15 protein-coding genes and 1 riboswitch are annotated in these 15,749 nt (G+C 50.4%); all 15 genes read left to right on the top strand.

What is annotated here, in order from left to right:
- The first annotated feature begins 38 nt into the window (after nt 1–38).
- The 15 genes from AOU00_RS10885 (at nt 39) to AOU00_RS10815 (ending at nt 15,739) form a co-directional block, all read left to right on the top strand.
- Nucleotides 39–896: a LysR family transcriptional regulator gene (locus AOU00_RS10885; protein ID WP_069290600.1), complete on the top strand. Its 858-nt coding sequence runs from the start codon at nt 39–41 to the stop codon at nt 894–896.
- A gap of 69 nt (nt 897–965) precedes the next feature.
- A complete protein-coding gene (locus tag AOU00_RS10880; RefSeq protein ID WP_028540748.1) occupies nt 966–1,679 on the top strand; it encodes a pirin family protein in 714 nt (237 codons plus the stop codon).
- 15 nt (nt 1,680–1,694) lie between these two features.
- On the top strand, nt 1,695–2,033 hold the full coding sequence (locus AOU00_RS10875; RefSeq protein ID WP_069290599.1) for a hypothetical protein: 339 nt from the start codon (nt 1,695–1,697) through the stop codon (nt 2,031–2,033).
- A gap of 179 nt (nt 2,034–2,212) precedes the next feature.
- Nucleotides 2,213–3,838, top strand: coding sequence for a spore germination protein (locus tag AOU00_RS10870; RefSeq protein WP_069290598.1), 1,626 nt, complete (start codon nt 2,213–2,215; stop codon nt 3,836–3,838).
- Nucleotides 3,838–5,049 (top strand): Ger(x)C family spore germination protein, encoded by a 1,212-nt coding sequence (locus AOU00_RS10865; RefSeq protein WP_069290597.1) that lies wholly within the window; start codon nt 3,838–3,840, stop codon nt 5,047–5,049. Before AOU00_RS10870 ends, AOU00_RS10865 begins: the two co-directional genes overlap by 1 nt.
- Nucleotides 5,046–5,270 (top strand): hypothetical protein, encoded by a 225-nt coding sequence (locus tag AOU00_RS10860; RefSeq protein WP_069290596.1) that lies wholly within the window; start codon nt 5,046–5,048, stop codon nt 5,268–5,270. Before AOU00_RS10865 ends, AOU00_RS10860 begins: the two co-directional genes overlap by 4 nt.
- 43 nt (nt 5,271–5,313) lie before the next feature.
- A complete protein-coding gene (locus tag AOU00_RS10855) occupies nt 5,314–6,468 on the top strand; it encodes a GerAB/ArcD/ProY family transporter (protein ID WP_069290595.1) in 1,155 nt (384 codons plus the stop codon).
- A gap of 101 nt (nt 6,469–6,569) precedes the next feature.
- Nucleotides 6,570–7,421 (top strand): uroporphyrinogen-III synthase, encoded by an 852-nt coding sequence (locus AOU00_RS10850; protein ID WP_069290594.1) that lies wholly within the window; start codon nt 6,570–6,572, stop codon nt 7,419–7,421.
- A gap of 218 nt (nt 7,422–7,639) precedes the next feature.
- Entirely contained in the window at nt 7,640–8,194 is a 555-nt protein-coding gene (locus AOU00_RS10845) for an LOG family protein (protein ID WP_069290593.1), read from the top strand.
- Nucleotides 8,195–8,250: 56 nt separating this feature from the next.
- A riboswitch (cobalamin riboswitch) is annotated at nt 8,251–8,438 on the top strand.
- Nucleotides 8,439–8,747: 309 nt separating this feature from the next.
- A complete protein-coding gene (gene cobJ / locus AOU00_RS10840; RefSeq protein WP_069290592.1) occupies nt 8,748–10,532 on the top strand; it encodes a precorrin-3B C(17)-methyltransferase in 1,785 nt (594 codons plus the stop codon).
- A 91-nt stretch (nt 10,533–10,623) separates the two neighbouring features.
- Nucleotides 10,624–11,679, top strand: a complete 1,056-nt coding sequence (locus AOU00_RS10835) for a sirohydrochlorin chelatase (RefSeq protein ID WP_069290591.1) — start codon at nt 10,624–10,626, stop codon at nt 11,677–11,679.
- On the top strand, nt 11,676–12,455 hold the full coding sequence (gene cobK / locus AOU00_RS10830; RefSeq protein ID WP_069290590.1) for a precorrin-6A reductase: 780 nt from the start codon (nt 11,676–11,678) through the stop codon (nt 12,453–12,455). The genes AOU00_RS10835 and cobK overlap by 4 nt, the downstream gene beginning before the upstream one ends.
- A gap of 170 nt (nt 12,456–12,625) precedes the next feature.
- Nucleotides 12,626–13,270, top strand: coding sequence for a precorrin-8X methylmutase (locus tag AOU00_RS10825; RefSeq protein ID WP_039271658.1), 645 nt, complete (start codon nt 12,626–12,628; stop codon nt 13,268–13,270).
- Nucleotides 13,271–13,344: 74 nt separating this feature from the next.
- Entirely contained in the window at nt 13,345–14,490 is a 1,146-nt protein-coding gene (locus tag AOU00_RS10820; protein ID WP_081330701.1) for a cobalt-precorrin-5B (C(1))-methyltransferase, read from the top strand.
- The gene (locus AOU00_RS10815) at nt 14,483–15,739 is read left to right on the top strand and encodes a bifunctional cobalt-precorrin-7 (C(5))-methyltransferase/cobalt-precorrin-6B (C(15))-methyltransferase (protein WP_069290589.1); all 1,257 of its coding nucleotides are present in this window, start codon (nt 14,483–14,485) and stop codon (nt 15,737–15,739) included. Before AOU00_RS10820 ends, AOU00_RS10815 begins: the two co-directional genes overlap by 8 nt.
- Nucleotides 15,740–15,749: the final 10 nt, after the last annotated feature.

Below are 15,749 nucleotides of genomic sequence, written 5' to 3'. Positions count from 1 at the left end.
TGATGGCCCCTTGTCCTTCACAATAAGGGGGAGCAGTAGTGGATCTGAACGATTTAAACATTTTCCAGACGGTGGCTGCGCATGGCAGTGTCAGCAAGGCTGCAGCCGAGCTTAGCTATGTCCAGTCCAATGTAACGGCCAGAATCAAGCTGCTCGAAAAGGAACTGCAAACGCCTTTATTTAATAGACATAAGCGGGGAATGATCCTCAATGCAGAGGGCAAGCGTCTGCTGCAATATACGAAAAGCATTTTATCGCAATTTGAGGAAATGAAACATGCGTTTCAGAATACCTCTGCACCTTCGGGGGTACTGGAGATTGGCATTGTGGAGACTGTCATTGCCCTCCCGGCCATTTTACATGCTTACTATAGCAAGTACCCGGATGTCGATTTGTCCCTCAAGGCCGGGGTTACAGAGTCTCTGGTGCAGGAGGTTGCAGAAATGCGGCTGGATGGAGCTTTTGTGACCGGGCCAGTCAAGCATCCGCTGATTGAACAGTTTGATGTGTTTCAGGAAAAACTGGTCCTCGTATCCCAAGGAGATGACTTTTCTGTCGAGGATCTTACAACCCGTCCACTCCTGCTGTATAAAAAAGGTTGCGGCTACCGGGGACGGCTGGAAACTTGGCTCAAGATGGAGGGGATTATTCCCAAGCAGATTATGGAGTTTGGGACATTTGAGACAATTATCGGCAGTGTGGCGGCCGGTATTGGAATGACTGTTTTTCCCGAATCGTCGATCAGCGGGCTGGTGGCTCAAGGCCTTGTATGCGGTCATGCGATGCCTGAGCCGTACAATGAAGTAACAACGGTGTTTATCCGGCGTAAGGAAGCCTTTGTTACCAGTACTTTGCAGTCTTTTATAGATGAGATTATCACTCAGACAGAGGCGTAGCTTTATCGCTTGGGCTCAGTTACAATGAGAGGGATTTGATCTCATTTTTCTTCCTGAAGGAGGGCTATTATGTTTACAATATATCCGGCGGCTTCCCGATTCAGCTTCGATAAGGGCTGGCTGCGGGGAAGTCACAGCTTTTCATTCGCGGAGTATCAGGATGAGAACAATACAGCGTTTGGTCCTATGCGTGTCTGTAATGACGATGTCATCGCACCGGGACGGGGATTTGGGGCGCATCCGCACAGTGATATGGAGATTGTTTCGATTGTGCTGTATGGGGAACTGCGTCATGAAGACAACCGTGGACATGTAGCGGTAACCCGTTTTGGAGGCATTCAGCGAATGTCAGCGGGCCACGGCATCATTCATACGGAGCACAACGCTTCACAAACGGAGGATGTCAGCCTGCTGCAATTGTGGTTTAGCCCGCATACGAGAGGACTGAAACCGTCATATGAGGCTACAGCATTCAATCCTGAGCGTCTTCACGGTCAGCTTCTGCCTGTCGTTGCCGGAAAGCGCGTACCAGGCACGGAGGGTGAAATAGCTGCAATCAACCAGGATTTAACGATTTATTTAAGCAAGCTTCAGCCTGGAGAACAAGTAGAATTCACACAGGCCGAGGGTCGGCGCGTGTTCCTGTTCGTCATCGAAGGCTCGCTGCGTGTGAACGGTGAACATATTCTGCAAGGACGCGATTCCGCTCGTATTGAGCAGGAGCCGAAGCTCTCACTGAAAGCAGAAGATTCTGTTTTTTATATGTTGATTGATTTGCCCTAAAAGGAGGTGCGCACAATGGCGCAGCAGGAAACATGGCTGATCAAGCATGCCGTCACGGGACGTAGCTTTGCTGACAGCCGCAAGCAGAGTTTCGATTGTCATTTTGAATCGGTGGACGGTGTGTTTCGCTTTACGCTTCAAGAGTTGCCGCGTGAGACGGCGGAGGCGATTGTGCGTTATAGCGGGGAGTTGAACGTATTTCGTTTTGTAACCCCGGTAGACGACGGACCCGTGGTGAAGCATTGGTATTACGTCACCCCGGAAAGTGTGGAATATCATGATCAGACAGATAAGCTTACGTTCGAAGCTGGTTCTGAGATTGAATACCATCCCGAGGAGTATTGGGGAGATTAATCATTCCTTTATCATAAATTTTCAGATATATGATGGATTTTCGAAGGCTCTGCATCATTGCAGGGTCTTTTTGTTATCCGTTCAATATGTTGAGTTCATTGGATACATAATCCTTTGCAGGCTGGTACATCCTATATGTCATATTATCTGTTCGGCTCATTCGTAAAGGGGGAATAACGATGAAGAAAGGGCGCTTTCCCAAGTTGCCGAAGCCACCGTGGAGCCGGAGAGCGATTCCAGCCGCAGACCGCAAGACACGAAATTCCAATGTGCCTAAAGGACTGCCTGAGTCTTCGTGGCTGGAACAGCCGCTACGTAGCAGTGTGGAAGACAATTTGATTGCTTTGCGTGATATTTTCAAGGATTGCTCTGATATCGTCTATCGAGAGCTCATGATTTCCCCTGAACGCAAAGGGTTGTTGGCTTATTTTGAAGGTACGGTAAAATCGGAGGATTTGCAGGATCATATCCTGCGGCCTGTCATTCTGGGTATGATGCTCAAGGACCCTGAAGTGAACGGCAAATTGGAGCCGCTGGATGAAACTCGTATCTCCATGTCCCAGACCAAAACGATGGACGAATGGAAGATGGTATCGGCAGCGATACTGGACGGCAATGCCGCCTTGTTTGTAGATGGCACGCCTCGTGCGTATATTTTTAGCGCCAAGGGGGGCGTTCGCCGTGGCGTAGAGGAACCACAGACAGAAGCGGTTATTCGAGGTCCGCGTGAGGGCTTCACTGAGACTCTTCGCGTTAATACGGCACTGTTACGCTTCAAGCTGAAGACCTCCAAGCTCAAGATGTACAGCATGACCATCGGAACAGAAACTCAAACGAGCGTCGTCCTTACTTATATTGAAGGGATCATAGATTCGAAGCTGGTGGAGGATGTAAAAAAACGGCTCAGCGATATTAAAATTGATGGTGTTCTGGAGACGGGGTATATTGAGGAACTGATTGAGGATCATCCGTTTTCACCGTTTCCGCAAATGGAATACACTGAACGTCCGGATACCGTCACTGCGCAGTTACTGGAAGGACGTTTTGCCATTTTTGTGGACGGAACGCCTTTTGCTCTGATTGGGCCAGTCACCATGTGGCAGATGATGCAAGCGAGCGAAGATTATTACGAGCGCTTTTTCATCAGTAATATGGTGCGCTGGATTCGTTTTCTTTTTCTCATAATGGCTCTCTTTCTGCCTGCATTATATGTAGCGGTGACGACCTTTCATCATGATATGCTGCCGACGACGCTCATCCTGAGTATTGCGGCGGCTCGCGAATCCATCCCTTTTCCAGCACTGGTGGAAGCATTGATGATGGAGATTTCCTTTGAGGCATTACGGGAAGCAGGGATTCGTCTCCCCAAAACGGTCGGTCAGGCCGTCAGTATTCTTGGTGCGCTCGTCATTGGGCAGGCCGCAGTACAAGCAGGAATCGTATCGGCGCCCATAGTCATTGTTGTGTCGCTCACAGGTATTGCGTCGTTTACCATACCGCGTTTTAACTTTGCCATCACGGTTCGTCTGCTGCGATTTCCCATCATGCTGATGGCGGGTTTATTCGGATTGTTTGGGATCATTATTGCGACAACGCTGATTGCTACGCATCTAACCAAGCTAACCTCGTTTGGTGTCCCTTATATGAGTGGATATAGCCCATACAACCATATGGATCAAAAGGATATCGTCGTCCGCGCGCCTTGGTGGAAAATGACCAAACGTCCTTCCTGGATTGGTAAAGACAACAACAAACGAGCGAAGGAAAAGATGAATGGAACGCCCAAAAGCGAGGAGGGATGGTGATGAAGCCCAAATCGAATACACAACAAATACGTAAAGTCGCTGTGCTCTGTTGTCTGCTGCTATGCTCTGTTCTCTTGGGAGGATGCTGGGATCGCCGTGAAGTGAATGATGTTGCTTTCGTGATGGGTACCGGGCTGGACAAGGAAGGCGATCAATACCGGGTAACGATGCAAATCGCTCTACCCGGACAACTCGGATCTTCGGGCAGTACAGGAGGAGGGGGAGGTACCAGTGGTACGAAATCCTACTATCTGGAGTCCAAAATAGGCCCAAGCTTTCGAGGAGCAAGTACCGAGGAACAGCGCGGAGTTTCGCGAACACTCAATTACTCCCATCGGCGGGTGCTGCTGTTCGGCGAGGCGCTGGCACGAGAAGGGATTAGCAAAATGATGGATGTACTGGCACGTGTTCCGCAGAACCGTCTGTCGTCCCTGGTTGTTATTACGAAGGGTTCAACGATGGAATTGCTTCAGGCAGATGCTCCGATAGAGCAATATCCAGCAGAAATGGTGCGTGAGCTCAATATTTCCTATATGAAAAAACCTCGTTCCGTTAAGCTGTTGATGAATTCCGTCCTGCTGGAAGGCGTTGACCCGGTGGTACCAGTAATGTCTCTGGTGAAGAATGGGCCCCCTAACCTTAAAGACAAGAAAACGAATATTCAGGTCGATGGACTGGGTGTGTTTCGCAAAGACAGGTTAACAGGAATTATTGATAACCACCTCAGTCGGTTTCTGCTTTTGGGTATGGAGCAAGCCAAGGAGACAGAAATATTTATTCCCCCTCCCAAAGGTAGAGGTTACATATCTGTACACCTCATCGAAAATAAAGTCCAAATTAAGCCCCATATTCAAGGGGATGAGATTCGAATGACCATTCATATGAACTGCAATGGGAATGTGAAGGAAAATGAGACGAGATTCGATATTTCCAACGAGGAAAATTTGAAGTGGCTGGAGCAGCAGACAGCCGAGGAAATTAAGAGGGAGCTGGGACAGGCTGTTCAGGTGATTCAGCAAAAGTATCGTTCAGACGTACTTGGTTTGGGCCGGGCTATTATTACGAGTCAACCGGATGAATGGAAACGGATCAAACCCCAATGGGAACAACTGTATCCCAAGGTGAAGGTCACCATAAATCCGGTCGTGCATATTGAGAATATCGGTGCGGTCACCAAACCATTCGGGGTCAAAAAGGAGCAAATCCAATGAATAAAGTATTTCTGTTACCTTTGGTGCTGGTTATGCTCTTCATGTATCTGATGGACCGTAAAAATATTCACAATGCACCAGCCATTAATCGCTGGGTCTCCCGCGTAATGTATGTTATTAGCATTGGTATCTGGATTTACGGAACATCAACGAAGAGCACCGTTTATGTGGCTACATGGCTAACCCGTTTTATTGACATGTGGCTCCCCCCTACGTTGTAAATCGTGTAATGGATGCCTGCGGGCAAAAGGAGGATGTACCTGCATGAAACAGTTCACAACCAGACAAATTGTGCTGCTTGGTGTATTGATGGAGGTCGGTATTACCCTTATACATGCTCCGGCGCAGGCAGCGGATCACGCGAATCAGCATGCTTACTGGACCTGTATAATTGCGGCTATCGTGCTATGCTTGCCGATCTGGGCGATGTTGAAACTTAAACGACGGTTCCCTGATCAGGATCTGATGCAGGCGATGGTGAGCTCTCACCCTATGCTGGGCCGTGTGCTGCTTGCAATCTACCTTATTTTATTCCTGATCATCTTTGCACGGGATTTGAGGATTATTACGGATCTGGTGGAGGTGGTGCTTTTGCCGCTGACTCCGATTGTGGTCACTTCTCTTATTGTGCTGTTGACTCTAGTATTTATGGCTAAAGGCGGAATAAGCACCATCGTGAATATGACCGAGAATTTTATACCGCTGTTGATTGTGACGCTGTTGACCATGCCGCTTTTTTTTGGGCGTAATATGGATTTTTCGATGCTGAGACCCTACTTACATCCAGAAGTAGAGGGAGTAATCAAGGGGAGTTGGCGCATGCTGGGTTATATGGCCGATATTATGATAGTCCCCTTTGTGATTTCTGGGAAGAGCTATAATGGGCGTAGTGCGTGGTTTGGGCATTTGCTCGGAACCGCTTTTCTGACCATGCTGGTGCTGCTATCCGAGTTGGTTATTGGTGTTCCTATCTTGTCACGGCTGTTTTATCCAGCGTATGAACTGGTGCGTCAATTGCAGCTAACGGACTTTCTGGATCGGTTCGATTTGTTCGTGGCAGTACTGACCGTACCGACCTTTCTTACGAAGATTGGGGTTGATCTGTACGTTACCAGTTTGGCGGTAAAACGGATGTTTGCCCAAGCCTGGGGGAGCCTGATGGTTTGGCCCGTAGGTTTGTTAGGCTATGTCTGTTCGTTTATGCTGTTCTCCAACATTGTGCAAATTTATGAGTTCAGCCGGGAGTGGACCGCGGTGATGATTATTTTTTTTGTTATCATGCCTTTGTTGCTATGGATGTTGCTCCGACCCAAATCTAAAGGGAAAGGCGGAGATGATAGGGCATCTAACGGAGAGCGGGATAGCAGTAGTCAGAAAGAAAGCCAGCATGAAGGCAGAACAGGACACGGCCACTTATAAGATTACTGTATTCATCGGAAAAGTAATTCTTATTTGTCTTTTACCCCTCTGATTGTATACTTGGTAGAAAGAAATACGACATCTACAAGGGAGGCAACAGAATGGCACAACGCATGGCAGGCAAGAGAGTCGCTCTTGCTGGTCCCCGTAAAGCAGAAGAAATGGCGCTGCTAGTTGTGAAGATGGGGGGTGAGCCAGTACAGCGCCCGGCCCAGGGTACCGTTTTTCTGGATGATATCGAGCTGCGCAACGCTGTTGTATCGTGGGTGAAGCACCCTCCGGACTGGTACATCTTCACGACAGGTATGGGGCTGGATGCCCTGTTCGATATGGCAGAGGATATGGGCGTGGCTGAGCAGATTATGGAGCTGCTGCAATCTTCCAACATTGCAGCGCGGGGCTACAAGACGGTCAATGGACTCAAAAAGCGTGGCTTTACGCCAGCAGTACGAGACGAGGACGGAAGTTTGATCGGATTGACAGGAGCTTTCGCCCCATACGATCTGAAGGGAAAAGAAGTATTGTTGCAACTGCATGGCGATCCAGCCCCACGGTTGGTAAAGTGGCTGGACGAGCAGGGGGCAGTGACCCGCCAGGTACTTCCTTATAAGCATATCCCACCTGAGGAAGCAAAATTGCAGGCGTTACTGGAGGATGTTATCCATCGTAATGTTGATGCTGTTACGTTCACGAGTGGTCCGCAAATTCGATTTTTAGCCCAATATGCGAGAGAGCAAAATCGAATCGAGGATTTACTGGAGGCTTTCCGTGAGGATGTGATTGCTGTATCAGTAGGGAAGGTGACTGCACAGTCCATTGTGGAAGAAGGGATTGATCGAGTCGTGTTTCCAACCGAAGAACGCATGGGCGCGATGATGGTGGAGCTGGGCAAATATTTTGAGCATAACGATTCGGTGCATGGCTGTGGTCTGAAGATCATGAATGGTCATTGAAATGAGATGGAAATGAGATAGAAATTATAAATATAGTATGCTAAAAATGAACTTATATTTTTGGATAAAGCGTAAAATAAAGATAAGGGCCTGCGAGGTCTTTATCTTTTTTTTTGTTGGACATGCATCGACAAAGATTTTTGTTATAGCGAAAATATTTAGCTAATATAATGAATAAGTTTCGATGCATGATACTTAGGACAGGAGCTGAGACGTTAATGAATTCTATTTGTGTATTTGCCGGGTCCAGACCTGGACATTCATCGGTATATGTTGAAGCGGCAGGCAAGCTGGGAGAAGCCATGGCTCGCCATCATATCCGTCTGATCTACGGTGGCTCCAGTAGGGGGCTGATGGGAGAGGTGGCGGATGGAATACTGGCGGGTGACGGTCAGGTCACTGGCATTATGCCCACCCTGTTATTTGATGCAGAGATCATTCATCGGGGAGTTACCGAGTTCATTGAGGTAGCAAGCATGCATGAGCGTAAAGCGGCAATGAGCGAGATGGCCGATGCGTTTATTGCCCTTCCGGGTGGCTTGGGAACCTTTGAGGAGCTGTTCGAGGTATTGTGCTGGGCGCAAATCGGCATTCATCGCAAGCCGATTGGGCTGCTGAATGTGAATGGATATTTTGACCCGTTAGTAGAAATGGTGCGTCATAGCGTGCAAGAAGGGTTTACCGGGGCTGAGCATCCAGCGTTATTAAGTATCTCTGCGGACCCGGACGAATTGCTACATATGTTAAAAAATAAAGCAGAGAACTTGAAATAAAGCGTTTTTCGTGCTTGCACAACTGATTGAGGCAAGGTTATGATAAGACCCATAATCAAATAGCGGACAGACAAGGTGCCTTTGCGGTTGAGCAAAGGGTAACAGGGAATCGGGTGCAAATCCCGAGCGGTCCCGCCACTGTAAGGAAGAGGATTTTTTTAAATGGTCACTCGTGAAAAACGGGGAAGACGAAAGAATCTGTTGATGCCAAGCCAGGAGACCTACCTTGATCTGTATGCACCGTTAACCTTCGCGGAGAGGATGGGTGTACGAAATCAGGAAATCAGGCACACGTTGCTTTTTCCATGTTGGTTAGAGGTTTGCGTGGATATGAACGTGCAGCAGCGTTTGAAGCGTAAACAGACAGGTGGAAAACAACGGCAGGCTGGAGGAAGACAAATAGTGTCTTCTTACGCTGTTTTTTCGTCTGATGAGAGATACGTACATAGAAACCCCATCCGGGCAGGATGGGGTTTTTTGAGTTACACGATGTGCATAAATCATTGAAATAGATAGGATAGCTACCCTGAAAAGGGTGAATAGGAGGAGCACGATGAGCCCATTAGGAAAATTGCTGGTGATTGGATTTGGACCAGGAGATATGGAACATATCACAAAACGGGCGCTGGATGCGCTGGCCGAAAGTGAGGTCATTATCGGCTACAATACCTACGTTGATTTGATCCGTCCGTTGTTGAACGGACAGGAGATTGTACGCACAGGGATGACAGAGGAAGTGAGCCGTGCGCAGGAGGCGGTTCGCCAAGCAGAGATGGGCAAGAAGGTAGCTGTCATTTCCAGTGGAGATGCAGGAGTCTATGGTATGGCAGGGCTGGTGTACGAAGTGCTGATGCAAAAAGGCTGGCGACGCGAGGACGGGGTTGAGGTAGAAGTCGTGCCGGGGATCTCGGCTATTCAGTCCTGTGCTTCACTGTTGGGGGCGCCAGTGATGCATGATGCTTGCACGATCAGTCTGAGTGATCATCTGACCCCATGGGAAACGATTGTGAAGCGTGTAGAAGCAGCGGCTTCGGCCGATTTTGTGATTGCATTATACAACCCGCGCAGTGGTCGGCGTACCCGCCAGATTGTGGAGACGCAGTCCATTTTGCTGCGTTACCGCGATCCGCAAACTCCAGTTGGGTTGGTGAAAAGTGCTTATCGTGAACGTCAGCAAGTTATTGTAACGACGCTGGAAGATATGCTGAATCATGACATCGGGATGCTGACAACTGTAATCATCGGCAATTCCTCGACAACGGTGTATGACGGCTTGATCGTGACTCCGCGCGGATATCAGCGCAAATACACGCTGGATGCGACCGAGCAAGCGCTCAAGCCGCATCAGCGTCTCCGTACGGAAGCAGAGCCGTGGTCGCTGGGCGCGCAAGAGGCCGCACCGCAGACAGGCGCAGCCCCGACTACGCCCGCTGGATCCTCCGCGAGCGGCGCTGCGGTTGCGACGCAGGCACGCCCGCAAGCGATGGCTGCCGTGCAGGCAACGACCGCTGTGCAAACCGGCGCAACCCCGGCATCGCTGGCGGCAGAGGCACTAAGCCGCCTCGCTGTTGGCGGCAAGCTGCCCGACGCAGCCAACGCTCGCTGGAGCGGGCAAGCGCCTGCCGCGGAGAGCACCGCCGGAACGTCAGCGGTGGCCACGTCCGGGATGGCGACAGGCGGCTTTGGCAAGCCTGCGCTATTTGAGGTGGGCGTTTCCCCGGGTGTGGGAAACAAGAAGTTCACCGCTCGCCAGATGGCGCTGCTCGCCGAGGTAGCGGGTGATGACGGCGAGCTGGAATACACGCCAGATCATCAGATCGTGCTGCGCGTACCGTGTGCAGACCCCGAAGAACTGGTCGGACGGCTGCGGGATGAACGATTCATTGTCATGCCGATTGGCGATGTGTTTAAGGTGAAGGCGTGCGACTTCTGCAATATGGAGAAGGATGACGCTGTGCCTGTGGCTGAGCATCTACAGGTTGTACTTGGCGGATTACAGGCACCCAAGGAAACGAGCATTGCATTGAACGGATGCGGTATGGCCTGCTATGGAGCGGTGCTGGAGGATATCGGCATCGTCTATCGCAAGGGAGGATACGATCTCTTCCTTGGTGGCAAAAAATTCGGTCGCAATGCTCATGCCGCTCAGCCCGTAGCGGAAGGGATTCCGGGTGATCAAATTACTGACATTGTGGAGAACGTCATCGCTGAATATAAGGAAAAAGGGCATCCGAACGAGCGTTTTCATAAATTTTTTAAACGTGTAGGCGTCGTTGCGGGTTTCCGGCATGAAGATGCACCAGCAACGGTAGAAGTGAATGCGGTTTGTGGTGATTAATGACTGAAGGCCTGATGAACTGGATACAAGCATATATATAAAATAGGGCGTCATGCAGGCTATCCCTATTAAAGAGGAGGAAAAAACAGCAGTGGATGCAATATTGTTAGTTGGACATGGAAGTCGGGACCCGGAGGGGAACCAGGAACTGCTGGAATTTGCACAGGCAGTGGCAGACCGGGTACCGGATATGTGCGTGGAAACCTGTTTCTTGGAGTTGGCACGTCCCAGCATTGCTGATGGGATGCAAACATGTGTGGAGAAAGGTGCGACGCGTGTCGTTCTCATTCCGATTATCTTGTTCGCAGCGGTACATGCCAAAATTGATATTCCGATGGCTATTGATCGGGCAAAAGCAAAATATCCACAGGTGGAATTTGTATATGGACGCCCGATTGGCGTTCACGAGAAAATCGTCAGCATTCTGCAAAGCCGCTTGAAAGAGGCCCGTCCGGTTGCAGTTCCAGCGGGAATGAATAGCGCTGTAGAGGCATTTGCCGAGGTATCCGACGAAGAAACGGCGGTACTTGTGTTAGGACGCGGAAGTAGCGATCCAGATGCGAACAGTGACTTTTTCAAAATCACCCGTATGCTATGGGAACAGCTTTCTTATACGTGGGTAGAGAGCAGCTTTATCGGTGTGACGCAGCCTTCTTTTCCCGATGGATTGGAGCGTTGTGTACGACTGGGGGCCAAAAAGATTATCGTGCTTCCCTATTTTCTGTTCACGGGTGTGCTGATTAAGCGCATCGGAGAAATGACCCAGGAATTTGCCGAGGCTCACCCTACATTACAAGTGGAGATGGGAGGATATTTTGGTTTTCATCCTCAATTGATTGAACTGGTGCTGGAGCGAGCTAAGGAAGGCTTGTTCGGCAAGGTTACGGCCAATTGTGATAACTGCCAGTTCCGTCTGGAGGCGCAGGAGCACCACCATCATCACCACGACCATGACCACCATCACGATCATGAGCATCATCACCATCATCATGCACATGAGCACGATCATCATGATCACCATACACACAGCCACGATCACACTCATGAGCATGTCCATGCTCACAGCCATGATGACCATGATCACCATCACGAGCATTCTCATACGCCATCTGTAGTGAATGGAAGCGGGCAGGTGAAGGGCTCATGATATTCATGCTATGTGGAACGAGCGATGCTCGGGAATTGGCGCTGCAAATCCGTGACAATGGCTTCAACGTATTGACCTCGGTTGTAACTGAAAGCGCGGCAGCCAGCTTGTCCGAAGCAGGGCTGGACGTACGTACAGGCCGAATGACAGCCGATGAAATGAGTGCAATGATTCGGGAGCAGGGAATACAGGCGGTTGTTGATGCCAGTCATCCTTTTGCAGAAGAAGCACATGCGAATGCAATGACAGCCGCTCGCGAATCCGGAGTTCCTTATATTCGCTACGAGCGGGCGGGACTGGTGTATGACAATCATCCATTGCTCCACATCGTGTCTTCCTATGAAGAGGCCGCATTAGAAGCGAAGCAACTCAAAGGCTCTGTAATGCTTACGACAGGCAGTAAGACGCTCGGCACGTTCACCAAGCATTTACTCGGAGACCCGGAGATTCGTCTGGTTGCACGCATGCTGCCGCGCCTAGACAATATGGAAAAATGCGGCGAACTGGGCATGGAGCAAAAGAATATTATTGCCATGCAGGGACCCTTTTCCCGCGAGATGAACGAAGCATTGTACAAGCACTATGGCACGACCGTGATGGTCACCAAGGAAAGCGGACGCACGGGAGCAGTGGATGAAAAGGTTCAATCTGCCCTGGAGCTGGGGATTCACGTACTTTTGATTTCCAGGCCGGAAGTGGAATTTGGCACAGTATTTGATCATTTCGGCGGAGTCATCGACGCACTGCGCATAGCAAAAGAGAGAACTTCAATTTGAGTTGAGCCTTACCCCTGCGAGTCCAGTCCATCAGGAACGACTTCTGGCATGTATTTAAAATATAGTCATCTTAAAACAGGTGTTTTTAAGAGGTATCTATGATTTTGTAGCAATGAATTGTCATTTTCCTAAACTATTTTCTAATTTTCCATAAGGGAGTGGTCGATACGATGGATTTTAAAACAGAATTTAAACCGCTAACGGTGCAGCCGCAGGAAATTGAGGGCAAAAGCTTCGAGATGATCACAGAAGAATTGGGAGAGCATCCCTTTACAGCAGAGCAATATCCCGTTGTACAGCGTGTCATTCATGCATCTGCTGATTTTGAGCTGGGCCGCAGCATGGTGTTTCATCCAAAGGCGATTGAAGCCGGGATTGCAGCTATTCGTGCAGGACAGCAGGTAGTGGCGGATGTGCAGATGATTCAAGCGGGGCTGAGTAAGGATCGTATCCGTCAATTTGGCGGGGATGTGCATGTGTACATATCTGACCCTGACGTCATGGAAGAAGCGAAAAGGCTGAATACGACACGCGCCATTATTTCCATGCGCAAAGCGATTCAGGCGGGCGAAGGTGGTATCTATGCCATTGGTAATGCGCCGACAGCGTTGCTGGAGTTGATCCGTCTGGTAAAAGAAGGAGCGGCTAAGCCCGGACTGGTGATTGGCATGCCCGTCGGTTTCGTATCGGCAGCAGAATCCAAGGACGAGCTGCGCAAGCTGGATATTCCGTTCATTACGAATATTGGACGCAAGGGCGGCAGTACAATTGTCGTAGCAGCATTGAATGCGATCTCCTTAATGGCTGTCCGCTAGATGCGGTTGTCCGTTTGCTGTATCATGAAATGAATTAGAACATGATCAGCAGAAGAGGTTAAGGAGGAATTGGCATGGAAAAGGAAGCGGCGTCCGCCAACAGGCCCAAACGGATGAAAAGTGGTGAAGCTCCCGCGCCGGACAAGCCAATGCGGTCAGGCTTTACGACGGGGGCTTGTGCGGCTGCAGTAGCCAAAGGAGCGGTACAACTGCTTATTACGGGCATACCGCCGAAGGAAGCGGTGATATCGCTACCCGCGGGCTTCGATCATGCGTTTGAGCTGATCGAGCCTGTGTTGGATGCGGACGAAGCTTCCTGCACGACGATCAAGGACGGTGGCGATGACCCGGATGCCACGCATCAGGCGAAAATTATCGCCTCTGTTAGCTGGCGTGAGGAGCCAGGTATTGTGCTGGATGGCGGCATCGGCGTAGGGCGGGTAACGAAGCCCGGTCTGCCTGTGCCTGTCGGGGAAGCAGCGATTAATCCCGTGCCGCGACGGATGATTACGGAGGCTGTGACAGGCGTGCTTGAAGAGCACGGATCGGCCAAAGGTGTCCGTGTCGTCATCAGCGTACCGGACGGCGAAGAAATCGCCAAGAAAACGCTGAACGGGCGTCTTGGCATTCTTGGCGGTATTTCCATACTAGGTACACGCGGTGTGGTCGTTCCGTTTTCCACGTCAGCTTATAAAGCCAGCGTCGTGCAGGCCATATCGGTTGCACAAGCGATGAACTGCCAGGAAATAGTCCTGACCACAGGCGGCAGCAGTGAAAAATATGCCATGCAAATGTATGATCAGCTGACGGAAGAAGCCTTTATTCAGATGGGCGACTTTGTCGGCTTTGCAGTTAAGCATGGCAAACGATTGGGAATGAAAAAAATTATTCTCGTCGGTATGCCTGGCAAGCTGTCGAAGGTAGCTCAAGGTGTCATGATGGTTCACTCCAAGAGCGCTCCGGTGGATTTTGGTTTTTTGGCTGAGGTCGCGCGTGAAGCGGGGGTGGATGAGTCGCTTGCAGCGGCAGTGGCAGAGGCCAATACAGCTACGCAGGTGGCGGATATGATGACCGAAGCGAATGCGCTTAGCTTTTTTGAAAAGCTGTGTACCTATGGATGTCAGCATTGTCTGGACCATGCAGGTGGTGGAATTGTCGTGGAAATGGTACTGGTAACGATGAAAGGGAACGTGCTGGGGAGGGCGAGAGTCGGTGAGTAGAGTGATTCGTGTCATTGGTATCGGTGAAAATGGAGCGGCAGGTCTGTCGCAGGAGACGCTGGAGCACATTGAGCGTGCCGACCTGCTGGTTGGTGGAGAACGCCAGCTAGCCTTTTTCAAGGCATTCGCAGGGGAAAAACAAACATTAAAGAGCGGCTTATCTGCCGTGGTAGAAGAATTGGGACGGTTGCGCAAGGACAAGGATATTGTCGTGCTTGCGTCAGGCGATCCGCTTTTTTTTGGAATTGCAGGTTATTTGTCTGCCAAGCTAGGGTCGAAACATCTGGATATTTTGCCGCATCTCAGCTCGGTTCAGCTGGCGTTTGCGCGTCTAGGTGAAAGTTGGCAGGATGCGGTGCTGGAAAGCGTACACGGCCGTCCGATGACCGGACTGGCGCAGCGAATCGATGGCCAGAACAAGGTCGCGCTGCTGACGGACGACCGCAATCATCCCGCCGCAGTCGCTGCCTATCTGCTGCATTATGGCATGACGGAATATGATGCCTTTGTCGGCGAGCATTTGGGCGGACCGGATGAGGCGTATCAGCATTATACGTTGGATGAGATGGCGCAGAGAACGTTCCAACCACTGAATGTGGTTATTTTGCGCCGCCGTAAGGGAGAAGACGTGCCTGCAATTCGTCGGGGATTTGGCTTCGAGGATGCGGAATTTCACCAGCGTAAGCCAGAAAAAGGACTGATCACGAAGCGTGAAGTACGCGTATTCAGCTTGTCCGAGCTGCGTCTGACCGAACGAAGCATCGTATGGGATATCGGCGCAGGTTCTGGCTCTGTAGCGGTGGAATGTGCGCGGCTGGCCAAGTATGGGCAAGTATTTGCCATTGAGAAGAACGAAGGCGATCTGGCTAATGTCGAAGCAAACAAAATCAAATTCCGTACCGATTTCCCGGTTATTCATGCCAAAGCGCCTGCCGGACTGGAAGATCTGCCAGACCCGGATGCGGTGTTTATCGGTGGGAGCGGGGGAGAATTGGCCGAACTGATTCGTCTGTGTGCTTCCCGTCTGCGGAAGGATGGACGAATTGTAGTGAATGCTGCAACGATTGAGACGCTGCATGATGGGATGAAGGCGATGCAAGCAGCAGGTCTCGATACTTCGGTGACGTTATTGCAAACAGCGCGCAGCAAGCCGATTTTGAATATGACTCGTTTTGACGGACTCAATCCGATATATGTTATTACAGGACAGCCGTCGGTGGACGTGGCTGACGAAGTAGCAGGGGAGTAAGCTGGTAATT

The organism is Paenibacillus polymyxa (assembly GCF_001719045.1).
Taxonomy (GTDB): domain Bacteria; phylum Bacillota; class Bacilli; order Paenibacillales; family Paenibacillaceae; genus Paenibacillus; species Paenibacillus polymyxa_B.
The sequence above is the reverse complement of the archived record's forward strand: the minus strand, read 5'-3'. Positions and strand labels throughout refer to the sequence as shown.